Raw genomic sequence first — 24,092 nt, 5'->3', positions numbered from 1 at the left:
GCCCCACGGCGAGTGTGTCTCCGTCGCCGCCGGGCTGCACCGGCTGGGCGTTCGCCCGCCCTGTCCGGTCACGGTAGTGAACGACGTCCCGATCGCCTACCGCGCGGGCCGTCTGCCGCGACCGTCGGCCACGACGCCAACGCCACGTCGGCCGGCATCCGGCGAACCGCCCGCCGCCTGCCCACTGTCACGCTCGTGGCACCGGGCGGTGACCCGCCCGGCTGCGCCCGCGCCTGGGCCGAGCACCGGGTGGCCGGCCTGCCAGTGCCGCCAACAGCCAGGCTCCATCGGCGACGGCAAGGCGGTCGGCGCCGGCGTCCACGGTGTGCCGGTGTGCGGCGACGCCGCATGGGCTCCCTCAGCATCGGCCGCGTGCCTGCTGCGACGGCCGTGGGGCTGGCGAACACGGAAGGCAGCGCAGGTTGCCACGTAGTACCGCGGTACTACGCGCCCGCCACGGTTCAGCCTCCCGGTACCACCGGATTCGGGTGATTCGGCACTTAGCGTTGCCGGTGAGGCGTCCGAAGCGACGGACGCCGGAGCCCGACAGGGAGAACGCGAATGATCGACGCACGGCGGTTGACCAAGAGGTACGGCGAGAAGACGGCCGTCGACGGGCTGGACTTCGTCGTGAAGCCCGGCACGGTGACCGGCTTCCTCGGGCCCAACGGTGCGGGCAAGTCCACGACCATGCGCATGATCGTCGGCCTCGACGCCCCGACGAGCGGCTCCGTCACCGTGAACGGCCACCCCTACGCCCGCCACCAGGCCCCGCTGCAGGAGGTCGGCGCCCTGCTGGAGGCGAAGTCGATCCACCCGGGCCGCTCGGCGTACAACCACCTCAAAGCGCTCGCGCTCACCCACGGCATTCCCGGCAGCCGGGTCGACGAGGTGATCGGCCTCGCCGGACTCGACAGCGTGGCGAAGAAGCGGGCCGGCGCCTTCTCCCTCGGGATGGGCCAGCGACTGGGCATCGCGGCCGCGCTCCTGGGCGATCCGCAGACGGTGATGCTCGATGAGCCGGTCAACGGGCTGGACCCGGAAGGGGTGCTCTGGATCCGCAACCTCCTGAAAGGGCTCGCCGACGAGGGCCGGACGGTGTTCGTGTCCTCCCATCTGATGAGCGAGATGGCCCTGGTGGCGGACCACCTGATCATCGTGGGGCGCGGGCGGCTGCTGGCCGACACGACCGTGGCCGACCTGATCCGCGAGGCCGGCGGGGACACGGTGAAGGTCGTCACCCAGGACCCGGCCCGGCTGCGAGACGTACTCGCCGGGCCGGACGTCGATGTCACCGGCCGGATCGGTTCCGAGGAGCTGCAGGTGACTGGGCTGACCGCCCGCGAGATCGGGCTGAGGGCCGCCGAACACGGCATCGCGCTGTTCGAGCTGAGCGCGCGAAGCGTGTCGCTGGAGGAGGCGTTCATGGACCTGACCAAGGATGCCGTGGAGTACCACGGCTCCACGACTGCGATCGAGACGCTTGGGAGGCCCGCATGAGCACCCTCACCGCAACCGCAGAGGAACCCAGGACCACTCCCGCCCGCCCCGCCTACCGGGTGACAGGACGGCGAGTGCTCGCCTCCGAGTGGGCCAAGCTGTGGTCCCTGCGCTCGACCTGGATCACCTTGGGCCTCGGCCTGCTGTTCCTGGTGGCCTTCGGCCTGATCTCCGCGAGTCGCTACAAGTCGGGGATCGACTCCGGCCACATGGACCGGGACTTCGCCGATTCGACGGCCGTCAGCCTGTCCCTCTTCGGTACGAACTTCGCCCAGCTCGCCTTGGGTGTGCTCGGCGTGCTGGTCACGGCGGGAGAGTACTCGACCGGCATGATCCGTTCCACGCTCGCGGCGGTGCCCCGCCGGCTGCCCGTGCTGTGGTCCAAGGCGGCTGTGTTCGGGCTGGTCGCCCTGGTCGTGGGGATGGTGGGTGGGTTCGTCGCCTTCCTGTTCGGCAGTGGAATCGTCTCGGGCACTCCCGCGGCCATGAGCCTTTCGCACGCTGGTGTACTGCGGAGCCTGCTGGGCGCGGGGCTCTACCTCGGCCTGGTCGGGGTGATCGGCGCCGCCCTGGGCGCGCTGCTGCGGTCGGTGGCCGGGGGCATCTCGGTGTTGGTCGCCGTCCTGATGCTGATCCCGGGGCTGATCTCCCTGCTGCCGAGCTCCTGGCAGGACGACATCAGCCCCTACCTGCCGTCCAACGCGGGTGAGTCGATGTTCGCGCTGACCCACGACTCGACGTCACTGTCGCCGGGCGCCGGGCTGCTGGTCTTCCTGTGCTGGACGGCGCTTGCGCTGGGCGGCGCGGCGTACCGGCTCGCGCGCACCGACGTCTGACGCCCGCACCATGGACAGGTGACGTCCGTGACCACCGATGACATCAGCGGGATGGGACCGCTGGTCGCCCGGCTGTCCCGGGGCGGCCAGCGGTTGCGGCAGGCCGACCGGACACATCCGTGGGTGCTGGACACCGCGGTCGTCATCGTGGTCTTCCTGATGTTCTGCCTGCCCGACCTGCTGCGCGGCGGTGTGGACGACGGCGACGGCCCGCGCCGCTTCCGGCTCGCATTCACCGAGTTGCCCGTCGCGGGAATCCTGGCACTGCAGGCAGGACTGGTACTGCCCCTGCTGTGGCGGCGACGCAAGCCCATGGCGGCCTTCGGTGTCATCGCCTCGGTGTTCGTCCTCCAATGGTCCCTGGGCGCGGCGCTGCGCGCTGACATCGCGCTCTTCGTCGCCCTGTACAGCCTGGCCCTGCACGGGCGGCTGCGGCAGTTGCCCTGGGCCTGTGCGGTCACGGCGGGCGCCATGGTGCTGGTCGCGGTGCGCGCGTCCGCGGCCGTGTCCGTGTGGGACGCGCTGTTCTTCCTGCTGAGCACGGCGACCGCGGCCCTCGCGCTCGGCCTGATGGTCCGCATCCGCCGGGCCCAACTGGCCGGACTGCGCGAGCGGGCGGCCCGGCTGGAGACCGAGCGCGACCAGCGCAGCAGACTGGCCACGGCCACCGAACGCACCCGTGTCGCCCGCGAGATGCACGACATCGTCGGCCACAACCTGTCCGTCATCATCACCCTCGCCGACGCCGGCGCCTACGCCAGTGACCTCCAGCCCGCGCGGGGCAAGGAGGCCCTGCAGCTCATCGGTGACACCGGCCGACAGGCCCTCGGCGAGCTGCGGCGCGTGCTCGGTGTGCTGCGTCAGGACGGGGCCGGTCCGTCCCGCGGGCTCGAACTCAGCCCGCAGCCCGGCATCGCGGACATCGAAGCGCTGTGCGCCACGGTGCGCGCCGCCGGACTGGAGGTGGTCTACCGGACCTCCGGGGAGGTGGACGCCCTGGACAGTGGGGTGCAGCTGACGGTGTACCGCATCGTCCAGGAAGCCGTCACCAACACCCTGAAACACGCCGACACCGACACCCAGGTACTCCTGGCGATCCTCGTCGAGGACAGCCGGCTGACCATCCGGGTCCAGGACACCGGCCCGGCCGCACAGCCGGGACCGCCGAACGAGGAAGGGCACGGCCTGGTGGGCATGCGAGAAAGAGCCGCTCTGTACGGAGGCACCGTCAGCGCGGGACCGACGGACGGCGGAGGATGGAGCGTCGAGGCCGTCCTCGACCTCACATCCCGGGGCGGTGACCGATGACCACCGTCCTCATCGTGGACGACCAGCCGCTGCAACGCTACGGCTTCCATTTGCTCCTGGACTCCGTCCCCGAGACCGACGTCGTCGGCGAGGCCGCCCACGGCGCCGAGGCCGTCCGCAAGGCCGCCGAAATGCGCCCGGACGTCGTCCTGATGGACGTCCGCATGCCCGGCATGGACGGCATCGAGGCCACCCGCCGCATCGTCGCCGCCGGCGGCCGCTCACGCGTCCTCGTGCTCACCACCTTCGACCTCGACGAGTACGTCCACGCAGCCATCCGCGCCGGCGCCAGCGGCTTCCTCCTCAAGGACGCGCGCCCCGAGGAGCTCCTCGCCGGAATCCGCGCCGTCGCCTCCGGCGACGCCGTCATCGCGCCCGCCCTCACCCGCCGCCTCCTGGACGAGTTCGCCCAGTACGTCCCCGCCCACCGGGGCGACTCCGCCGAGGACCCGAGGCTCGGCTCCCTCACCGACCGCGAACGGGAGATCCTCGTCGCCGTCGGCAAGGGCTGGACCAACGGCGAGATCGCCGCCCGGTTCGTCCTGTCCGAGTCCACCGTCAAGACCCACGTCGGCCGCGTCCTGGCCAAGATCGGAGCCCGCGACCGCATCCAGGCCGTGATCTTCGCCTACGACCACGGCCTCGCCCGGCCCGGCGTGGACTGAACCCGATGAGCGACGTCCGGGAAGACCGACGGCCAGCTCGCTGCTGCCGCGCCGCGGCACCCGTCAGAGTTCCAGGCGGTAGCCGTGCCCCCGCAGGGTGGTGATGCGGGGCAGGCTGCCGGGGTGGACCGAGGCGTCGGCGGCCTGCGCGAGGCGGCGGCGCAGGCCCGCCATGGTGACGTCGAGGGTCTTGGTGGAGCCGAACCAGTTCTCGTCCCAGACCTCGGCCATCAGGGTTTCCCGGGAGACGGCCTCCCCGGCGTGCCGGGTCAGGACGGCGAGCAGGTCGAACTCCTTGGGACGCAGGTCGATGTGCGTGTCGTGCAGCGTGCAGCGGCGGGCCACGACGTCGAGGACGAGGTCGGCCAGCCGGACGGGTTCCTGGGGCGGCGTGGCGACGACCCGGCGGCGCAGATGGGCGCGGAGCCGGGCGAGCAGCACGGTCAGGCTGAAGGGCTTGACGAGGTAGTCGTCGGCCCCCGCGTCCAGCCCGGCGATGACGTCGATGTCGTCCGTGCGGGCTGTCAGGATGACGATCAGCAGGTCCGGATGGCGGGCGCGTACGGCGCGCGCGACGTCCAGACCGTCCATGTCGGGCAGTCCCAGGTCGAGCAGCAGCACGTCGTACCGGGTCCCCTCGGCCTCGGTCAGCGCTGCGGAGCCCGTCCGGCTCCAGGTCGGTGCGTAGCCGTTGCCGCGCAGGCCGGTCTCCAGGTGGCGGCCGATGGTGTCGTCGTCCTCGACGACGAGGACGCGGTGACGGCTCGGGTCGAAGGTCGCGTGCGTACGCATGCTGGACAGCGTAGGAGCGGGCGACGCGCGCGGCCCGCCCGCTCCCGCCCGCTCACAGGTCACGCAACTCCTCCACGGCGGGCCGGCCGGCGCTGCGGATGCCGTTCAGCGCAGCCGCCAGTACGGCGTTGACGGCCGCGCCCGCGGTCAGGGCCAGGTAGCCGCCCGGCACCGACAGGCTCGCGGGCGGCGGATCGAAGACACCCGTCAGGACCTTCACGAGCATCTCGGACAGGGCCCAGCCGATGAGGGCGCCGCCCGCCAGGCCGCCGGCGGCCAGCAGCAGGGCCTCGGTCAGGACCATGCCGCGCAGTTGGCCGCTCTTCGCGCCGAGGACGGTGGCCACGGCGAAGGTACGGCGGCGCTCGGCGAGGCCCAGGGCGAGGACGAGCCCTCCCGCCCCGGCGGACAGCAGCACCGCGAAGGCCAGCTCGATCCGGGTGAGACCGGCCAGGTCGACAGAGGTCAGACTGGTGCCGACCGTGCCGCGCGTCTGCGTGAGGTCGGTGACCGTGGCGCCGGTGCCTAGCTGCCGGTGCAGATGTGCGGCGATCTGCTGCTGGTGGCTGCCGCCCGTGTCGAGGAGGAAGGCGCCGACCGCGTTGCTGCCGGTCGCCTTCGCCACGTAGGCGGCGTTGGCGACGAAAAAGCTGTCCTTCGGCGCGGTCGGGAACTCCTTGACGATCCCGGCGTAGTGGAAGGGCACGGTGCGCAGAGCTTTCGTACGGGCGTCCTGGATCCGGAGGTTGACGGTGTCGCCCGGGGAGAGCTGGAAGTCGTGCACGGTCTCGGCGCTGACCAGCAGGTTGTCGGGGCGCTGGGCGAGTCGGCGCATCAGCTGATCGGCCGTGCCGCCCGAGAAGTAGGCGTCCTGGAGCGAGGTGGCCTTCGCGACGGTGGCGGGCCTGACGCCGTAGAGGTCCTGGAGGTCGGAGCCGACGTAGGCGTAGCGGTGCTGGAGGGGCTCGACGTGCCGGACGCCGGAGACGTTCAGCGTGTCGGCCGCGCTCGGCCGGACCTGCGCGCCGGGCGGTTCGGTGACGGTGACGTCCGCGCCGTTGGTGAGGCGGGCGTCGACCTCGGACTGCTGACGGTAGGTGGAGTTGAAGACGGCCGTGGAGATCGCGAACGACACGGCGAGGGCGAGCAGTACCACGGAGCGGGCCAGTGGCCGTCGGCGGTGGGACAGCACGGCCGCCGTGGTCGTGGCGAGGGTCGCGGTCAGTGGTCGGGCGAGGCGGGCCAGTGCCGGCCGGCCGTGGGCGAGGACCAGCAGGGTCAGCCGCCACAGCAGCAGGGCCGCGCCCAGCCACAGCAGGGCTGGCCCGAGGAACGCCCAGTAGGAGACGGACACGCTGGGCACGCCCTCCGGGGCGAGGACGAGGGCGTACTGGTTACCGGAGGAAGCGCGGAAGACCAGCCAGGAGCCGATCAGCAGCGCGAAGTCCAGGCCGTAACGCAGCCACCAGGGCGAACGCGACCCGCGCGGCTCTCTCCTGGTGTCGGCGACGGTCACCGTGCGCAGATCCCGCAGAGCGGGCACGAGCACGGCAGCGGCGGCCACGGCCACGCCGAGGACGAAAGCGACGGCGTACCAGAGGGCCCAGGTGCCCGCGCCCGCCCCGAAGGAGGCAGCGCCGAAGGCGAGGCGGCCGGTCAGCGCGGCGAGCCCGAGACCCGCCAGGCCGCCGACGGTCCCGACCAGTGCGGCCTCCAGGCCCGCGAGCGCGGTGATCTGGCGGGGACGTAGCCCGCGCAGCCGCAGCAGACCCTGTTCCCGGCGGCGCCGTTCGCCGCCGGCCGAGGCGACCGCCACCGTCAGGGCGGCGGCCAGGACGGCGCCGGGGACGCCGAGGAAGAGGAAGAGGATCTGGGCGTAGAGGGCGTCCTGGCGGGCGGAGTCGAGGGCCGCGCCGAGGTTGTTGCCGACGAGCGCGGAGCCGGCCGACTTGGCCTCCAGGTGGTGTGCGGCGCCGGTGACCGAGGTGAAGGCGGCGGCCGGGTCGGCCGGCAGTCCCGCGTCGCGGGCCACGTGGATCTGGGTGGTGACGTCGGTGGCTCCGTGGGTGAGGGAGGCGAACCGGGCGGCGGGCAGGAGGACGACGTTGTCCGGGGGAGCGGTGGGCTGGGATTGCGGGGGCGCGCCGATCTTCTGGAACAGCGAGTCGGCCTGCGGTAGGTCGACCACGCCGTCCACCCGCACCGGCCGCAGTCCGGCGCCGGGCAGCCGTACGCCGATGGTGTCGCCGGGGGTGGCGTGCAGGTTGGAGGCGGTCTGCTGGGCGAGCAGGACGCCGGTGCCGGAGCCGGAGAGCGTGCGCAGTTCGTCGGGGAAGTGACTGCGGTAGTCGGCGGGCAGGCCGAGCGCGACGCCAGGGCCGGTCGTCTGGGTGCTGCCTCCCACGGTGGCGGTGAAGCCGGTGGTGCGGGCGAAGCCGACGGGCAGTGCGGCCCGGGTGCCGTCGGCGGCCTGCACCAGCGACCGCACGGCGTTCGGGTCGGCGCCCGGCTGTACCTCGACCTGCCAGTCCACGGCGACCGAGCGAACCGCGCGCTCGGTCATGGTCGCCTTGGACGCGGTCAGGAAGGAGCCGAGCGCGGCGACCAGAGCGACGGCGAGGGCGATCCCGGCGACGGCGGCCAGGAGCCGCCCGATGCGGTGGCGGGCCAGTCCGCCCGCCCAGGCGGTGATCATGACAGGCTCCCTCGTGGATCCGGCGCTTCCGCTGCTTCGGGTGCGAGCAGCCGGCCGTCGCGCATGCCCCGCCGAACGGTGAGCCGGGCGGCGACAGCGGGGTCGTGGGTGGTGACGACGAGAGCCGCGCCCGTCCGGTCGGCCGCCTCCAGCAGGGCGTCCAGGACGCGGGCGCCGGTGGCGTGGTCGAGGCGGCCGGTGGGCTCGTCCGCGAGGATCAGCCGCGGCGCCTGCGCCAGCACACGGGCCACGGCCACCCGCTGGGCCTGACCCCCGGAGATCTCGTCGGGCAGCCGGTCAGCCAGCCCGGCCGCGCCGACCACGTCGAGCGCCTCGCCGACCCGACGGCGGGTGTCCTCCTGCGGACGTCCCGCGAGGACGAGCGGCAGCGCGGTGTTCTCCGTGACGTCGAGGGCGGGAATGAGGCTGTCGGCCTGGAAGACCAGGCCGATGTCCCGCGGCCCGGGAAGTCCCGGCCGGGTGATCGTGCCGCTGGTGGGGCGTTCGAGCCCGGCCAGCAGATGGAGCAGGGACGACTTCCCCGACCCGGACGGTCCCACGATCGCCAGCCGCTCGCCGGAGCGGACGTCCAGATCGGCGCCGTGCACCGCCACCACCGCGGTGGGGCCCCGGCCGAAGGTGAGCGCGACACCCCGGCAGGAGACGAGCAGGTCAGCGGAGGACATGGCTGCTCTCCTTGGCCTGAGCGGTTCCCTCGCGTCCCTCGTGGGCCCGCCCGTCGTCCAGTGTGATCACTTGGTCGGCCCCCCGCACCGCTTCCGCGCTGTGCGTCACGATCAGCACCGCGCAACCGTCCGTCGCCCGGTCCCGAAGCATCCGCAGCACCAACTTCTCGGTCATGCCGTCGAGTTCGCCGGTCGGCTCGTCGGCCAGCAGGACGGCCGGGGAGTTGGCCAGCGCGACGGCTAGCCCGGCCCGGGCCAGCTCACCGCCGGACAGCTGCCGCGGCAGCGCGCCCGCCCGCCGCCCGAGCCCCACCTGCTCCAGCAGCACCCCGGCCCGCACCGTGGGACGGCCGCGCACCGCATGCTGGGCGAGTCGGATGTTGTCGCGCACGGTCAGATGCGGCAGAAGGTTGCGGGACTGCAGAAGCACTCCCACGTGCCGCGCGCGCAGCCGGGCGCGTTCGGTCTCGGGCCGGTGGCTGATGCGCACGCCCGCCACCCGGACCTCGCCGCCCGACGGCTCGTCGAGCCCGGCCAGGCACGCCAGCAGGGTCGACTTGCCCGCCCCCGACGGGCCGACGACGGCGACCGTCTCCCCGCGCCGCACCCGCAGTGACACCCCGCGCAACGCGAGCGTCTCCTCCTCACCGGCCCGGTAGAAGCGGTAGAGCTCCCGGGCGGCCAGCACGACGTCCTCGTCGGACGGTCCGGCGTGCATCGCACTCACCGCCACGCGAACGAGTCGCTGACGATCCGCCACGGGTCGACGTTGTCGGCGTTGACCGGGCCGGACAGCGTCAGGTCCACCTCGTGGCCCTGCCGGTAGAAGGCGTAGCGCTCGAACGCGTCCCGCACCACCTTGCTGGTGACCGGGTCCTTGGCCGAGTCGCCCTGGTAGGTGAGAAGGACGACCGGGCCCGCTTTACGGGTCACCTGCGACACCTTCGGCGATGCGAACTTCGACACCTTCCCGCGCAATTGCGGTACGACCGTGTTCTTGACGGAGGTGACGGTCGGGGCGGTGGAGGCGTTGGCCGTGGCGATGGTGACGCTGTTCAGCTTGTCCGTGAAGACGGTCGTACCGCCCTTGTCGGTGCGGGCCCAGCCCTCCGGTACCTTCACCGTGAACCCGGTGAAGCCGCCGGTGGGGCGGTAGGCCACGAACACCTGGTTGTCGGGGATGTCCCCGGGCGGGTTCGACTCGGTGGGGGCCGGATTCGCCCGCACCGGGGCCGTCGAACCCGAGCCGGAGTGCGCCCCGGACGACGATCCGGAGCACCCCGCGATCACCGCCGCGACCACCGTCACTGCGACGAGGCCGGCGGAAGTACGTTTGTACGACATGCCACTGCCCTCCCGAGGAACTGCCGGGAACTGCTCTCCGGTCATGTCACCGACGCTAGAGAGGCGTCGGTTAACAGCCCGCACGCCGACGGTTAGACGACGGCAAAAGCGCGTGGCGGACCGCCCAGGGACCGGTCGGGGGCCCGCAGGATGGGGGCATGAGACAGCGCGTGGTGCGAGTCGCCCTCACCGCCGCCCTGGTCGCCGTCGTCCTCCTCGCCGTCCCGCTGGCTCTGGCGATCAGGTCGTCCCTGTACGCCGATCAGCGCGACACGCTGGAACGGGCGGCTCTGTCGGGTGCCGTACGCGTCAGCCCGGACTACGCGACCGGCGACCCCGTGGAACTGCCCGCGCCCCCGGCCGGCGGACGCCTCGGCCTGTACGATCCCGCACTGCGCCTGCGGGCTGGCACCGGCCCCCGCACCGGGGACGCGGCCGTGCGACGGGCGCTGGCCGCGGAGGTGGTGCGCGGCCGGTCGAGCGGTGACCTGGTCGTGGTGGTGCCCGTCTCGCACGCCGAGCGGGTGATCGGCGTCGTACGGGCCTCCTCACCAGGGGCTGCTGTACGCAGCCGTGTCCTGATCGCCTGGGCGGTCCTCGCCGGGGTCTGCGCCCTCGCGCTGACGGTGGCGGTCCTCGTCGCCCGCAGGCAGGCGCGGGTGCTGGCCGCGCCGCTGGAGGACCTTTCCCGGCACTGCCGGGCCGTCACCGCCGGCGACCTGAGCGCCCGGGCCGCGCCCAGCAGCGTCGCCGAGATCGACCAGGTCGCGCGGACCCACAACGAGATGCTGCACAGCCTGACCGAACTGTTGCGCCACGAGCGCGACTTCACCGCCAACGCCTCCCACCAGCTACGCACCCCGCTCACCGGGCTGCAGCTCACCCTGGAGGCGGGGATCGCCCAGGACGACGACGCCCGGCTGCGGCCCGCCCTGGAGGAGGCCCTGGCCACCACGCGCCGCCTGCACCGCACGGTGGAGGAGGTGCTGCGCCTGTCCCGCTTCCACGGCCTGCCGCGTCGGCCCGCCCCGGACACGCCCGTGTCACAGCTGCTGCGCGAGGCCGAGGAGCGCTGGCACGGACTGTTCGCCCGCGACGGCAGACGCCTGGAGGCAGGGGCCCTTGAGACGGGGGGCGACGTTCGAGTCCTCGGTGCCCCCGTCACCGAGATCGTCGGCGTCCTGCTGGAGAACGCGCGCGTCCACGGGCGCGGCACCGTGCGTCTGACGGCCCGCGACCTCGGGGAAGCCGTCGCCTTCGATGTGACCGACGAGGGCGCGGTGGACGGCGATGCGTCCCGGCTGTTCGACCGCGGCCGCACCGGCGCGGGGGAGGGCTCCGGCATCGGCCTGTCCCTCGCCCACGATCTGGCCGTGTCCCTGGGCGGCAGACTCTCCCTGAGCGGCCGCCATCCAACCGCCTTCACCCTGCTCATCCCCGTACGCCGCGAGGAGCCCGGCTCCGAGGGCGCCGGCTGAGGAGGGTTCAGGTGCCTGCTGCGGTGGGAGCCGGTCGCCGCCGGGTGACGATGCGGTTCGCGGCGGTCTTCTGCAGCAGCCCGTAGGCGAGGACCGGCAGCAGCACGTGCGGTTTGTCGGGCAGGGACGCGGTGATCAGTACCGCGCTCGCGCTGCTGTTGTTCATGCCGCAGGCGAGCGTCAGCGACGAGGCGGTAGCCGCCTCCAGCCGCAGGAGGTGGGCGGCGACGCGGCCGAGGACGAAGGAGAGCAGGCAGACCAGGGCGGCTACGGCCAGAGCGGCGGCGAGCAGCAGCGGGCGTGGCCGGGTGAGGATGGATCCGAGGGCGCCGCTGGCGTTGACGTAGGTCAGGACGAGCGATCCGGCCATGGCCGACGGCGTCACCGTCGTGACCAGGCGGCCCAGCCATCGCGTCGGCAGGACGAGTGCGCCCAGCAGGCCCGCAGCGCAGGGAAGGACCACGGCGGTGAGGGCGAATCCGCCCTGGGCTAGCCGGCCGGTGTCGGCGAGGATGTGCGCGTAGCCGCCGCTGAGCAGCGGCGACAGCGTCGCCAGCAGCACGGGCGTGCTCAGCGGGCTGAGGAGGGTGGAGGCCAGGACGAGGCCCACCATCGTCGGCTGATCTCCCTCGCCCTTGTCGGTCCACACGGTCGCCCCGGCGGCGACCGGCATCGCCACGACGAGGATCATCGCGGTGAGCAGTCCGCTGCCGCCGTCGGTGTCCGGGGTGCGCCGCAGGAGGAAGGCGACGAACGGCACGACCGCCAGGGGGATCGCCAGGTGCAGCACGAGGCCGGCGAGCAGGGCCTTCGGATGCCGCAGCAGGGCACCCAGCGCGCGGACGGGGACCTGGAGCCCGGCCGAGAACAGCACCAGGGACAGCAGGAGCGGTGCGGTGTGCAGGGTCAGGTGCGCCGGAGGTAGGGGATGGGAACGGCGCAGCCACAGGCCGGGTCCGGGCAGGACCAGGGCGAGGGCGTAGGCGAGGACGACGGCGCGGCCGAGCCGGTGTCGCAGCCAGGACGCGGCGCGGGAGTGCATGGACCCATCGTGATCAGGCCCGACCCGGGGGGCCGGGAAAGCCGCGCGGCAGTCAGGATGCGTTCAGGTAACCGCTGGCAACGTCCTGCCCATGACCTACGGACTCTCCGAGACCCCCGAGGCCGAACCGGGCACGAGTGCTTCCGCTCGTTCGTCCCACCGTTTGCGCTGGAACAAGGTCCCCGAGGTCACCGCCTACTTCTGGATCATCAAGGCGCTGTGCACGACGGGCGGCGAGACCGCTGCCGACCTGCTCAATGAGAAGGCCGGTCTGGGCCTGACCGGCGTTTCCGTGCTCATGAGCGCGCTGCTCGCGGTCGTCCTCGTCGTCCAGTTCCGCACCAAGGCGTACCGCGCGGGCGTGTACTGGCTCGCTGTCGCCCTCATCAGCGTCGTCGGCACACTGATCAGCGACAACCTCACCGACAACATGGGCGTGCCGCTGGAGACGACCACCGCCGCGTTCGCCGTCCTCCTCGCCGTGGCGTTCGTCGTCTGGTACCGGCGCGAGCGCACCCTCTCCATCCACAGCATCGACACCACCAGCCGCGAGGCGTACTACTGGCTGGCCGTACTGTTCACCTTCGCTCTCGGGACGGCGGGCGGCGATCTGGTCTCCGAGCGCGTGGGCCTGGGCTACTGGCTCTCGGCGGTCCTGTTCGCGCTGGTCATCGCCGCGGTGGCGATCGCGCACTTCGCGCTGGGCCTGGACGCGGTGTGGAGCTTCTGGATCGCCTACATCCTCACCCGACCGCTCGGCGCCTCGATCGGCGACTACCTCTCCCAGTCGGCCGGCGACGGCGGCCTCGGGTTCGGCACCATCGTCACCGGCGGCCTCTTCCTGGCGGTCATCCTCGGCCTGGTGGTGTACCTGGCGGTGACCCGCAAGGACGTCGCGGACCCCGCGCGCGTGACGGGGCAGGCGGCCTGAACGGTTCGGAAGGCGTTCAGGAAGCGTTCAGGCGATCACCGACAAGGTCGGACACATACGCGCTGGCTTGCGCGATCGGCCCGTTTGTCGCAGGGCGCCCGTCCCCCTCGCGGAGACGGGTGCCCTTGCACACCCCCCACGAAGGAGTGTCCAACCATGGAGAATCCCGAAGTCCTCACCGACTTAGACGTTGCCGCCGGGCAGCAACGTGCCGGGACCACGGCCGGGTCGGTGATGAAGAAGCTGCCCGAGGTCACCCTCGCCTTCTGGATTATGAAGATCGCGGCGACGACCCTGGGTGAGACGGCCGGCGACCTGTTCGCCCAGACCCTGAAGCTCGGTTACTTCCTCACCACGATCGCCCTGTTCCTGCTCTTCGTGGTGACCCTGGTCGTTCAGTTGCGCTCCTGCCGCTACAACCCGTCCTTCTACTGGACGGTCATCCTGTCGACCAGCATGGCCGGCACGACGATGTCCGACTTCATGAACCGCGACGCCAGCGCCAAGTACCTCTCGAGCGGCGCCGCTTCGCTGGGCTGGGGACCGCAGGGCCTCGGTCTGGGCTACCCGGCGGGCGCGGCGATCCTGATCTCGGTGCTGGTCGTGCTCTTCGCCGTCTGGAAGCTGACCGGAATGAAGTTCGTCATCCGTGACATCGTCAGCTTCCGCGGGGAGGCGCTGTTCTGGTCGGCGATCCTCGTCTCCAACACCCTCGGCACCTCGATGGGCGACTTCCTGTCCGACAGCTCGGGCCTCGGCTACGCCGGCGGGGCGGCACTGGTGACCGGTGTGCTGCTGGTGCTGGTGGCCCTGATGCGAGTGCCCGCCGTGCCGAACGTGCTCCTGTTCTGGATCGCCTTCGTGCTGACCCGCCCGCTCGGCGCGACAGCCGGCGACTTCCTGACCAAGCCGGTCGCGAAGGGCGGTCTCGACCTCGGCACGGCGGGTTCCTCGGCTGTGCTGTTGGCCGTACTGGTCGGCCTGACGGGTTACGCCCACACTCAGGAGCGTCGCAGCCTCGCCCGGTCTGCGGCCCTGCCTCCGGAGACGGGCGAGTACGACCGGGCCACCGAGCGGGCCGAGTGAGCGCGAAAGGCGCCAGCACGTACGGCGGGTGCGGGTCAGTGTCCTGCGCCCGCCTGCCCACCTGACTGCTGCGTGTCGAGAGAAGATGCGCTTGCCGGATCGTCAGGTGAAGAGGAGAGCGCCCCCAGGAGGTGGTCCGATGTCCAAGAGGCCATGTCCGGCCTGCCAGGCACGCGACACCCTGGGGAGGAGTTCGTGAAGCCCGCCCGCACCACGTCCGCCACGCCCGAACCGTCGGACCCACCTGCCCGGGGGCTCTCGGCGTGGCGGTTCGTGGCGGTGTTCGGGGGCGTCAGTCTGCTGATGGACTTCGTCTACGAGGGCGCTCGTTCCGTCACCGGCCCGCTGCTCGCCCATCTGGGCGCCTCCGCGGCCGTGGTCGGCGTGGTCACGGGGGTGGGCGAGGCCGCCGCGCTCGGACTGCGTCTGGCTTCGGGACCGCTGGCCGACCGCAGCCGCCGCTTCTGGGCGTGGACGATCGCCGGATACGTGCTGACCGCGGCCACCGTCCCGGTGCTCGGCCTGACCGGCGTGCTGTGGCTGGCCTGCACCCTGGTGATCGCGGAACGTGTCGGCAAGGCCGTGCGCTCCCCGGCCAAGGACACGCTGCTCTCGCACGCCACCGCCGCCACCGGCCGGGGCCGCGGCTTCGCGGTGCACGAAGCGATGGACCAGGTCGGCGCGCTCATCGGCCCGCTCACGGTGGCCGGAGTCCTCGCCCTCACCGGCGGGGACTACGCCCCGGCGCTCGGGGTGCTCGCGCTGCCCGGTGGGGCCGCCATCGCGCTGCTGCTCTGGCTCCGTGCCAGGGTCCCCGATCCGGTGGGCTACGAGACGACCGTCGGCGCGGCGGCGTCCGAGGAGCCGGGCCCTGCCGGGTCCCAGAAGAGGAAGCTGCCACGGGCCTTCTGGGCCTACGCGGTCTTCACCGCCGTGACCCTGACCGGTTTCGCCACCTTCGGTGTGCTCTCCTACCACCTGGTCGTCCGCCACTTGATGCCGACCGCGATGGTGCCGGTGCTGTACGCGGCGGCCATGGCGGCTGACGCGGTGGCGGCGCTGGCCACGGGCTGGCTGTACGACCGGTTCGGCGCCCAGGTTCTGGTGGTCCTGCCGCTGCTGTCCGCCGCCGTTCCGGCCCTGGCCTTCACCGACACGGTGGGGGTCGCCGTGGCGGGTGCTCTGGCGTGGGGCGCCGCCGTTGGGGTCCAGGAGTCCACGCTGCGTGCCACCGTCGCCGACCTCGTCCCCGTGGGCCGCCGGGCCACCGCGTACGGCGTCTTCGCCGGGATCATGGGAATGGCTGCGTTGGCAGGTGGCGCCCTGGCCGGGGTGCTGTACGAGGTCTCCGTTCCCCTTCTGATCGTCGTCGTCGCCGGCATCCAGGCCGCCGCGCTGGTTGTGCTGGGGTTCACCCGGGCCGTGCGGTCCACGCCCGCCCACTGAGTGGTGAACGTGCGAGCAGGCACCGGGCGTTCTGGTCACCACGCCGCTGCGCGGCCGGGCATCGAGCGACGGACACCTTCGAAAGCCGGGACTGTACGGCCCGGGGACGGGCTTGAGAAGTCTGTGTCAGCTCGTGAGCATCCCGCGGCCGAACCAGTCCTTGGTGTCGCGGACTCCGGGCAGGGCGAAGAAGTAGCCGCCGCCGGTGGGTGAGATGTAGTCGACGAGGGGTTCGTCGATCAGCCGGGTCTGGGTGGCCTCGAACTGGCGCTTGACGTCCTGCTGGTAGCAGCAGAAGACCAGGCCCATGTCGAGGTTGCCGACATCGTCGATTCCGCGGTCGTAGTTGTAGCCGCGGCGCAGGATACGGGAGTCGTCCGTGGCGGCGGTGCGTGGGTTGGCGAGGCGGATATGGGCGTCGAGGGGGATGGCGGTGCCGTGCGGATCCTTGGCGTAGTTGGGGACATCGGTCTCCTTGACGCCGTCGAGCGGGGCGCCGGTGTCCTTGCGGCGGCCGAACATCTTCTCCTGCTCGGTGAGGGAGACCCGGTCCCAGAACTCGACGAGCATGCGGATGATCCGTATGACCTGGTAGCTGCCGCCCCTGGTCCATGCGGGCTCGCCGGCGCCGCCCCCGACCCATATGAGGCGGTTGCTTTCTCGGGACGAGGCGACGTCTGGGTTGGCGATGCCGTCCTTGAAGCCGAGCAGGTTGCGCTGGGCGCCGGTGGGGCGGGGTGCGTTCTGGAAGCCGTCGATGCGCCACTTGATCTGCATGGCCCCACGGGTGTGCCGGGCGATGTCGCGCAGCGCGTGCAGGACGGTGTCCTGACTGTTGGCGCAGATCTGCAGGGACAGGTCGCCGTGGCATTCGGCGGGCTTGAGGTTGTCGTTGGGGAAGGTCCGCATGGGGGTGAGGCGGCGGGGCTTGGCCGTGCCGAGGCCGTAGCGGTCGTCGAAGAGGGACGCGCCGACGCCGACGGTGATGGTGAGGCCGTCGGCGGGTACGGTCGGGCCGAGGATGCCGTTGTCGGAGGGCGGGGCGCCGACGCCTAGGTCGGCGGGGATGCCGCCGGAGGTCAGGAAGCGGGCCCGGCTGGTGAGCGTCTTCAGCAACTCCACCAGCTGCGCGCGGTCTTCGGCGATGACGGTGAAGGAGACGAAGGTGGCGGCGGCCGGCGCGGGGGTGGTGATGCCGGCCTGGTGGAGGCCGTGGAAGGGGACGGCGGCGGCGTTCTCCGTCTGCGCGGCCGCCTGTGCGGTGCCACCGCCGCTCTCGGCGAGCGCGAGGCCGCCTCCGGCCAGAACCGCGCCGGCTGCTCCGGCGCCGAGGGCCGTCTTCACGAAGGAGCGGCGGTCGGCGCCGGCCGGGCAGCTCCCCTGCGGGGCGGGGGTTTCGGCGGACGGCATGGCTGCGTTCCCTTCGCTGCGGGCGGGGTCGTCGATGCGGTGGTGTGCGGTGGTCATCAGGCGGACTTCCGGATCTCCAGCAGGTCCGGGACGGGGGAAAGATCCTCCAGCAGCTGGCCGGTGGCCCCGTTGACGCGGGCGCGGGGGGTGGCGTCGAGCTGTCCGACGGGGGTCCAGTAGCTGCCATGGTGGGCGGAGTCGAGGAGCTTCTGAAGCCGTGCGATGTCCGCGTCGACGGTCGTCAGCAGGTGCGGAGAGCGGCTGGTGAGCAGCGGCCTGAGGACGGTGAGCAGTTCGCGGGTGCCGGCGAGGTTGGCGTCGGCGGTGGCGAGGTTGGTGCCGCTGCCCTCGTCCGTGTCGCCGTTCAGTTCGAACTGCAGTGTGTTCTCGAGGACCTCGTGGGCGCGCAGCGGCAGGTCGGACGGGTCGAAGTCCTGGTGCGGGAAGGCTTTCCGCAGGCCGGCGGCGTCGGCGGCCAGTTGCTGGGCCGGCGCGGTGAGCGAGGTGGCGGGCTCGCCGTGCCACAGGCCGTACTCGATGCGGTGGAAGCCGGTGAAATCCTTGTCGTGCACGCCGTCCGGCAGTCCGTCGGCCCTTCCGTCGATCTTCTGGTCGAAGTCCTCGAAGGTGCCGTAGGCGGCGCCGAGGGCGGCATAGGTGCGGTGCGCGGTGAGCCAGTCGGTGCGGGCCTTGCCGAGGTGGTTGTGCCTGATGTCGTCGGCCAGGGTGCGGGTCTGGGGCACGAGAGCGGCCAGGCCCTCGTCGACGTACGTCCGGTACTGCGCGAGCGGGCCGGAGAGGTCGTGTTCCGAGACCGGGACGACCGCCTTCGCAGCCCCGCCACCGGTGACCCGGACGGCCTCGGAGGTGACCGCGGTGCCGCCGCTGGGTACGCACCACCAGGCGTATGTGCCGCCGGCGACGGTGGCCACCAGGGCGCGGGTAGTGCCGGGGGCCAGGCCCTCGATCTCGCCGTAGACGGCGTTCGTGGCCGGGTCGATGAGGTACACCTCGGCAGTCTTGTCGCCGGTGTTGTGCATCTGGAAGGTCTGCCGGCCGGCCCTGGGCGCGGTGAAACCCTCGCCGCAGTCCTTCTCCGAGACGGCGACGGTCTGGGCGGCGGCGGGCTTGGGGCGGCCGAAGGCGACGGCGAGGCCCGCGAGGAGCGCGGGGACGGTGACGACGGCGACGGGAACCACCCAGGCAGGGCGGCGCCGCGCGGGCGTCGGGGCGTCCGGGGCCGGTGCCGCCCTGCCGGAGGCCGGCTTCGGCGCCGTGGCGCGCAGGCCGCGCACGAACAGCGTCATGACCACGGCGAGATAGCCGGCGTAACCGAAGACCTGCAGCCAGGTCATGGCCGGCGTCAGGTTGAACACGCCCTGCACCAGGGTGCTGTACCAGGAGCCGGCGTCGATACTGCCGCTCAGGTCGACGGCGTACGCCGCCTTGCCGGGCAGCACTCCGCCCTCTTGCAGGTCGCGCAGCCCATAACCGAGAACGCCGGCCGCGATCACGATCAGGACCGCGCCGGTGGCGGTGAAGAACTTCGTCAGGTTGATCTTCAGGACCCGCCGGTACAGGCCCCAGCACAGGGCGGCCGAAAGGATCAGCCCGATGGCGGCGCCGGTCAGAGGGCCGGAGGACTCGCCGGCCGCCTGGGCCGTGGTCCACAGGAACAGCGCGGTCTCCAGACCCTCCCGGCCCACGGCGAGGAAGGAGGTGAGGATCAGCACACCCGAACCCATGGCCAGGGCTCCGGTGACCTTCTCCTTTATCTCACCGGACAGGCTGCGGGCCGAGCGGCGCATCCAGAACACCATGGCGGTGACTAACGCCACCGCGATCACGCTGAGGGTGCCGCCGAAGGCTTCCTGCGCGGTCGCCGACAGGGAGGCTGCGGTGAAGGTGAGGACCGCGCCGAAACTCATGGCGAGCGTGATCGCCGCGAGTACGCCTGTCCACACCTGCGGCAGCCGGGAGCGGGCATCCGCCCGCACAAGGGTCGCGACGAGGATGGAGACGATGAGTCCCGCTTCGAGCCCCTCCCGCAGCCCGATCAGGAAACTCGGAAACGCGTCATCCCACATGCGCCCCTCCCCGGGCGGCCTCCGTACGAGCAACGCCCATTAGCGTAGGCAACCCTAACTAAGGCTGGACCATCATGACTACAGACCTGTAGTCAGATGGTCATGGAACAGTAATGCGGGGGTAAAACCCGGGAGCAGCTTGCGGCCGTGCGCGTAGGCTGCCGCAGCATGTCCTCGAGGTGCGACAGGCGTCGATACCTGTGACCGTATGGCTCTATGCGGGTCAGCTCGCACGTGGGGCCGTCAACAGTGGCCTGCTCCCCGCCCTCAGCGGCTGACCAGGGAAGATGGAGAACTGGGACGGGAGTATCTAGGGTCAGCTGGTGGCTTTCATCATGGTGTGTGAAGACGACGCGGCGGTCCGCGGCGTCCTCAAGCGCGCCCTAGATGTATTGCCCTGTGAGGTTGGGGACGCGGCTGGCGGGTGGTTGGCCCTTGAGCGCGGTGTGTCCGCGGTGGTGATTGTAGGTGTGGAGCCATTGCGGGAACGCGTCGCGTCGTTCTTGCTCTGATCGGTAGGGGCGTGCGTAGGCCCATTCGTCGAGCAGGGTGCGGTTGAGGCGTTCGACCTTGCCGTTGGTCTGGGGGCGGTAGGGGCGGGTGCGTTTGTGGGTGATCCCGGCCGTGGTGAGCAGGTCGCGCCAGTCGCGTGAGCGGTAGCAGGAGCCGTTGTCGGTCAGGACGCGTTCGACGGTGATGCCGGCCTGGGTGAAGAACGCCTGGGCGCGGGTCCAGAAGGCGGTGGCGGTCTCCTTCTTTTCGTCCGCGTGGATCTCGCTGTAGGCGAGGCGGGAGTGGTCGTCGACGGCGGTGTGCAGGTAGCTGTAGCCGGTCCCGGAACGGGTCTTGCGGCCGGCCTGGCGGCCCAGCACCTTGTGGCCGCCGCCGTCGGGGATGTTGCCGAGCTTCTTGATGTCGACGTGGACCAGCTCGCCGGGGCGTTCGCGCTCGTAGCGGCGGATGACGCGGCCGGTGGCCCGGTCCAGGTGGGTGAGGCGGGCCAGGCCGAAGCGGGTCAGCACCCGATGCACGGTCGAGGGCACCAGGCGCAGGAGATGTGCGATGCGGGCCGGGCCCCAGCGGCGCAGGATGCGGACCTTGATGATCCGGCGTTCGGTGCGGGTCGGGGTGCGGCGTGGGCTGGTGCGCGGGCGGGAGGAGCGGTCACTCATCCCGGCCTCGCCGAACTGCCGGTAGCGGTCGGCCCAGCGCTGGGCCGTGGTCGGCGAGACCTGGAAGCGTTCCGCGGCGCGGCGCAGGGGCCAGCCGTCCTCGACCACGCAGCGGGCCAGACGCAGCCGTCCGGTCTCGGTCAGGGGTGCATTACGGTGGGGCACGAGGGCCTTTCTGTCGGGTGTAGACGTCGCAATCCACACCGAACCGGAAGGCCCTCACCCGTTCAAGATCCCTCAACCGAGACCTGGCTCACCCGTCCACAACCTCCCGAGACAGAACACCTAGAGCACGACGGCCACACCGTCTCGGTCGCCGCCACCGCCGACAGCCTGCTGCGGCAGCTCGCACCGGCGCCCCATCTGGTCGTCCTGGATCTCGGGCTCCCGGACGCCGACGGCCGCGACGTGTGCCTGGCCCTGCGGGCTCGTGGCGTCGACGCGCCGGTGTTGATGCTCACCGCCTTGGACGGCCTGCATCACAAGGTGGGCGGCTTCGAGGCCGGCGCCGACGACTACATGACCAAACCCTTCGACATTCCGGAACTGCTGGTCCGCGTCCGGGCGCTGCTGCGCCGGGCCACCGTGGCGCCCGCACCGCGCGAGGTCGTCCTCGATCCGGCGAAGCACGTGGTGACCTACGATTCGGTGAGCATGAGCCTGACCCCGACGGAGTTCCGGCTGCTGGGCCGCCTGATCGCCTCGCAGGGCGACGCGGTACGCCGCCACGCCCTCGTCGCCGCCGGCTGGCCGCACGGGGCGCAGGTCAGCGACAACACCCTCGACTCCTATGTGCGCCGGCTGCGGGCGAAGCTCGGTTCGCTGGGTGTGGCCGAGCGTCTGGCGACCGTCCGCGGCGTGGGCTACCGATGGCAGTGACGGGATTCCGTAAGCGGGTCGTCGCACTCACCGTGCTGATCGCCACCGCCGTGGTCGCGATCCTGGTCGTGGTCTCGCACGTACTGCTGAGCCGGGTGACGGACGCTGACGCGCACGACCTGGCACATACTCGCGCCGAGGCCCTCGCGGCGAACGTCACCGCCAAAGGCGGCCGTGTCGTACTCACGGAAAGCAGCAGCGAGGCGCTCGACGAGGTCGCCTGGGTGCATGCCGACGGCCGCCTGATCGACGGAAACGTCCCGCCGAGCCTGGTCGATCGCGTCGAGGAGCTGGCGGACTCCGGGCGACCGCAGACCGCGACGGTCGACGATTACCTCCTGTACGCGCGGAAGGTCCCGATGGACGGCCACCACGTCATGGTGATCGCCCGGGTGGACCTCACGCCCTACGAGACATCCGAGCAGCGCAGCCTGACCTTGTCCCTGATACTGGGCGGCCTCACGATCCTCCTCGCCGGCGGGGTCGCACACCTCGTGGTGCGCCGCGCGCTGCGGGTCGTGCACGAGATGGCCGCCCTCGCCGACGACTGGGGCCAGCACGAACCCGGGCGCCGCTTCAACCTCGGCATCCCCCGCGACGAGTTCGGGGAACTGGGGCGGACCCTGGACCATCTCCTGGAGCGCGTCGACAACGCGCTGGCGGACGAGCGCCGGCTCACCGATGAGATCGCCCACGAACTGCGGACACCGCTCACGGTCCTGCGGGCCGAGGCGCAACTGGCGCAGCTGTCCGGCGAGCCGGTGCCGACGGAGGCGGTACTGAGCGAGGTCGGCCGCCTCGATACGGCGATCACGACGCTTCTGCGCGCCGCGCGCGCACGGACGGACGAGGGGACCCGGTGTGACCTGCGCTCCGCCGCACGGCGCGCGATCGCCGGCCGTGCGGTCGAGGTCGCCTTCCCCTCGAAGGTCGAGGTCGCCGTGGCGGCCGACGTCGCCGTGTCGCTGCTGGCACCCCTGCTGGACAACGGCCTGCGGCATGCGAAGTCCCGGGTGTGGATCACCGCGCGCAACCAGAGCGAGGCCATCGTGGTCGATGTCCTGGACGACGGCCCCGAATTCGATCCCGCGGACGTCGACCGGGTTCTCGAAGTGGGGGTGACCGGTGGCGACGGGTACGGGCTGGGGCTGCCAGTGGTCCGGCGCATCGCCGCCTCGGCCGGTGTGGAGGTCCGCGCGATCGCGGACGGCCGCGGTCACGTCGAGATGACACTCCCGGCCGCCCGTGCAGCCGCGTAGTCAGGTTATGTGCAGATTCCCCGCGTAAACCTCCCCGCATGACAACGACAACGGAAGCACGCGCGCGCAGTGGGCGTCTCATGCTCAACAAGGTTCCCGAGGTCACCATCTGGTTCTGGGTGATCAAGGTCCTGTGCACGACCGTCGGTGAGAGCTTCGCCGACTGGATCAACATGAAGCTGGGCGTCGGCCTGATGAACACCGCCTGGATCTTCACCGCGGTGTTCGTGGTGGCCCTGGCCGTCCAGCTGCGGCTGAAGCGGTACGTCCCGTTCCCATACTGGCTGACCGTGGTCGTTGTCAGCGTCACCGGCACCCTGTACACCGACATCCTGACCGACCAGCTGAACGTGCCGCTGTGGATCAGTTCCGCGGTCTTCTCGGTGCTGCTCGCGGCGGTCTTCAGCGTGTGGTGGGCGCGGGAGCGCACCCTGTCGATCCACTCGGTCACCACGCTTCCGCGGGAGTCGTTCTACTGGCTCGCCGTGCTCGTCACCTTCGCGCTCGGCACCGCGACCGGCGACTGGACCCTGGAACTGACCGGCTGGAGCCCGGGAGTCTCGGTCCTGCTGCCCCTCAGCCTCATCGCGGCGATCACCGCGCTGTGGAAGTTCGGCGCCAACCCGGTGCTGTCCTTCTGGCTCGCCTACATCCTGACCCGCCCGCTGGGCGCCAACATCGGCGACTGGCTCGCCTCCCCGAAGGTCGCCCAGCCCGGCGAGCCGAGCGGCCTCGCCCCGGGCACGTTCACTACCAGCCTGATCTTCCTCGGCCTCATCCTGGCCACGGTGATCTACCTGACGGTGACGCGCTCTGACGTGACCGAGACCCACGAGGCGACCCACGCCGCACACACCACCGGCGACCCCCGCAAGGAGCGCGTCGCGCTGGCCGGCTTCGGACTGCTCGCCGTCGCCACCGCGGGCCTGCTCGTCTGGGCCCACGGCCAGCCGCACGTCGGCCCGGCGCCGGAGGAGGACAACACCTCCGCCGTCCAGATGGCCCCCGGCCAGGCGGTGAAGAAGTTCCCGCCCGCCAAGGTCGCCGCGCTGAAGACCCTCGCCTCCACCTCGCTCAAGGACGCACGCTCGGGGAACGAGACCGGGGCCCACGCGGCCGCCCAGAAGCTGCGTGACCTGTGGGACGCCGACCAGGCGTCGCTGCAGCCGCTGGACCAGACCGGCTGGACCTCCATCGACGCCCAGATGGACAAGATGCTCAAGACGTTCGGCATCGACCACTCGAACCCGCCGATGTCGCCTGCGCAGCAGGAGAAAGAACTGAATGCCCTCCTGACGGACATGGGCTGACAGACCGCACAGCGCCCGACCGGCCCACTCGGCCGACGGGCTCAGTGTGCCGAGGCAGCGCAGAGAACCGCGCTTCCTCGGCACACGCCGGGGAGCTTCGGACACCGCAATGCGGCCGCAGCCTCGCGTGGGGCGGTCGCTGACCGGATGGCGGGGGCCGAATGAG

Annotated in this window: 20 protein-coding genes; 11 read left to right on the top strand and 9 right to left on the bottom strand. The window is 71.7% G+C overall.

The genetic code is table 11. The features are described from left to right. Positions 1-561 precede the first annotated feature (561 nt). The 4 genes from ACFY93_RS04925 to ACFY93_RS04910 are packed head-to-tail and all read left to right on the top strand — an operon-like array spanning position 562 to position 4,309. Positions 562-1,500 (top strand): ATP-binding cassette domain-containing protein, encoded by a 939-nt coding sequence (locus ACFY93_RS04925; protein ID WP_334575873.1) that lies wholly within the window; start codon positions 562-564, stop codon positions 1,498-1,500. Then, the gene (locus tag ACFY93_RS04920) at positions 1,497-2,336 is read left to right on the top strand and encodes an ABC transporter permease (RefSeq protein WP_391353650.1); all 840 of its coding nucleotides are present in this window, start codon (positions 1,497-1,499) and stop codon (positions 2,334-2,336) included. Before ACFY93_RS04925 ends, ACFY93_RS04920 begins: the two co-directional genes overlap by 4 nt. A 27-nt stretch (positions 2,337-2,363) precedes the next feature. Further along, positions 2,364-3,644, top strand: coding sequence for a histidine kinase (locus ACFY93_RS04915; protein WP_391353649.1), 1,281 nt, complete (start codon positions 2,364-2,366; stop codon positions 3,642-3,644). Continuing rightward, positions 3,641-4,309: a response regulator transcription factor gene (locus tag ACFY93_RS04910; protein ID WP_334575871.1), complete on the top strand. Its 669-nt coding sequence runs from the start codon at positions 3,641-3,643 to the stop codon at positions 4,307-4,309. The genes ACFY93_RS04915 and ACFY93_RS04910 overlap by 4 nt, the downstream gene beginning before the upstream one ends. Before the next feature lie 63 nt (positions 4,310-4,372). Here the strand turns inward: ACFY93_RS04910 and ACFY93_RS04905 are convergent, their stop codons facing one another. From ACFY93_RS04905 to ACFY93_RS04885, 5 genes are read right to left on the bottom strand one after another with little or no spacing between them, the layout of a single operon-like run. After that, positions 4,373-5,101 (bottom strand): response regulator, encoded by a 729-nt coding sequence (locus ACFY93_RS04905; protein WP_391353648.1) that lies wholly within the window; start codon positions 5,099-5,101, stop codon positions 4,373-4,375. Between the two features lie 52 nt (positions 5,102-5,153). Further along, positions 5,154-7,796, bottom strand: coding sequence for an FtsX-like permease family protein (locus ACFY93_RS04900; protein WP_391353647.1), 2,643 nt, complete (start codon positions 7,794-7,796; stop codon positions 5,154-5,156). Continuing rightward, entirely contained in the window at positions 7,793-8,482 is a 690-nt protein-coding gene (locus tag ACFY93_RS04895; protein ID WP_391353646.1) for an ATP-binding cassette domain-containing protein, read from the bottom strand. Before ACFY93_RS04895 ends, ACFY93_RS04900 begins: the two co-directional genes overlap by 4 nt. Beyond that, a complete protein-coding gene (locus ACFY93_RS04890; protein WP_391353645.1) occupies positions 8,469-9,200 on the bottom strand; it encodes an ATP-binding cassette domain-containing protein in 732 nt (243 codons plus the stop codon). The genes ACFY93_RS04895 and ACFY93_RS04890 overlap by 14 nt, the downstream gene beginning before the upstream one ends. A 5-nt stretch (positions 9,201-9,205) precedes the next feature. Beyond that, entirely contained in the window at positions 9,206-9,826 is a 621-nt protein-coding gene (locus ACFY93_RS04885; RefSeq protein ID WP_391353643.1) for a hypothetical protein, read from the bottom strand. Between the two features lie 158 nt (positions 9,827-9,984). Between ACFY93_RS04885 and ACFY93_RS04880 the strand changes: the two genes are divergently transcribed. Next, positions 9,985-11,304 carry a histidine kinase dimerization/phospho-acceptor domain-containing protein gene (locus ACFY93_RS04880; RefSeq protein ID WP_391353642.1) on the top strand — a complete coding sequence of 440 codons (1,320 nt, stop codon included), beginning with the start codon at positions 9,985-9,987 and terminating at the stop codon, positions 11,302-11,304. Positions 11,305-11,311: 7 nt separating this feature from the next. Here the strand turns inward: ACFY93_RS04880 and ACFY93_RS04875 are convergent, their stop codons facing one another. Further along, complete coding sequence (locus ACFY93_RS04875) at positions 11,312-12,346, bottom strand: sodium-dependent transporter (RefSeq protein ID WP_391353640.1); 1,035 nt, start codon at positions 12,344-12,346, stop codon at positions 11,312-11,314. 91 nt (positions 12,347-12,437) lie between these two features. On the opposite strand from ACFY93_RS04875, the gene ACFY93_RS04870 reads away from it, so the two are divergent. The 3 genes from ACFY93_RS04870 (at position 12,438) to ACFY93_RS04860 (ending at position 15,809) form a co-directional block, all read left to right on the top strand. Continuing rightward, on the top strand, positions 12,438-13,277 hold the full coding sequence (locus tag ACFY93_RS04870; protein ID WP_391353639.1) for a hypothetical protein: 840 nt from the start codon (positions 12,438-12,440) through the stop codon (positions 13,275-13,277). 156 nt (positions 13,278-13,433) lie between these two features. Further along, complete coding sequence (locus ACFY93_RS04865; RefSeq protein WP_391353638.1) at positions 13,434-14,363, top strand: hypothetical protein; 930 nt, start codon at positions 13,434-13,436, stop codon at positions 14,361-14,363. Between the two features lie 195 nt (positions 14,364-14,558). Further along, on the top strand, positions 14,559-15,809 hold the full coding sequence (locus ACFY93_RS04860) for an MFS transporter (protein WP_391353637.1): 1,251 nt from the start codon (positions 14,559-14,561) through the stop codon (positions 15,807-15,809). Between the two features lie 126 nt (positions 15,810-15,935). Here ACFY93_RS04860 and efeB read toward each other — a convergent pair whose 3' ends face one another. The 3 genes from efeB to ACFY93_RS04845 all read right to left on the bottom strand — a co-directional run bounded on the left by efeB (position 15,936) and on the right by ACFY93_RS04845 (position 20,643). Continuing rightward, entirely contained in the window at positions 15,936-17,219 is a 1,284-nt protein-coding gene (efeB, locus tag ACFY93_RS04855) for an iron uptake transporter deferrochelatase/peroxidase subunit (protein ID WP_391354128.1), read from the bottom strand. Positions 17,220-17,275: 56 nt separating this feature from the next. After that, a complete protein-coding gene (gene efeU, locus ACFY93_RS04850) occupies positions 17,276-19,306 on the bottom strand; it encodes an iron uptake transporter permease EfeU (RefSeq protein ID WP_391353636.1) in 2,031 nt (676 codons plus the stop codon). 383 nt (positions 19,307-19,689) lie between these two features. Then, positions 19,690-20,643, bottom strand: coding sequence for an IS481 family transposase (locus tag ACFY93_RS04845; RefSeq protein ID WP_391353635.1), 954 nt, complete (start codon positions 20,641-20,643; stop codon positions 19,690-19,692). Between ACFY93_RS04845 and ACFY93_RS04840 the strand changes: the two genes are divergently transcribed. Genes ACFY93_RS04840 through ACFY93_RS04830 form a run of 3 tightly spaced genes read left to right on the top strand, consistent with a single transcriptional unit; the run spans position 20,635 to position 23,926 of the window. Continuing rightward, positions 20,635-21,357, top strand: coding sequence for a winged helix-turn-helix domain-containing protein (locus ACFY93_RS04840; RefSeq protein ID WP_391353634.1), 723 nt, complete (start codon positions 20,635-20,637; stop codon positions 21,355-21,357). The genes ACFY93_RS04845 and ACFY93_RS04840 overlap by 9 nt on opposite strands. Then, positions 21,348-22,616: an ATP-binding protein gene (locus ACFY93_RS04835; protein ID WP_391353633.1), complete on the top strand. Its 1,269-nt coding sequence runs from the start codon at positions 21,348-21,350 to the stop codon at positions 22,614-22,616. The genes ACFY93_RS04840 and ACFY93_RS04835 overlap by 10 nt, the downstream gene beginning before the upstream one ends. A gap of 38 nt (positions 22,617-22,654) precedes the next feature. Continuing rightward, on the top strand, positions 22,655-23,926 hold the full coding sequence (locus ACFY93_RS04830) for a hypothetical protein (RefSeq protein ID WP_391353631.1): 1,272 nt from the start codon (positions 22,655-22,657) through the stop codon (positions 23,924-23,926). Positions 23,927-24,092 lie beyond the last annotated feature (166 nt).

Origin of the sequence: Streptomyces sp. NPDC008313, assembly GCF_042956125.1 — a bacterium.
In the GTDB taxonomy this organism is placed as follows: Bacteria; Actinomycetota; Actinomycetes; order Streptomycetales; family Streptomycetaceae; genus Streptomyces.
Note: the sequence above shows the minus strand (reverse complement) of the source record. Positions and strands in the feature narration are given on the sequence as shown.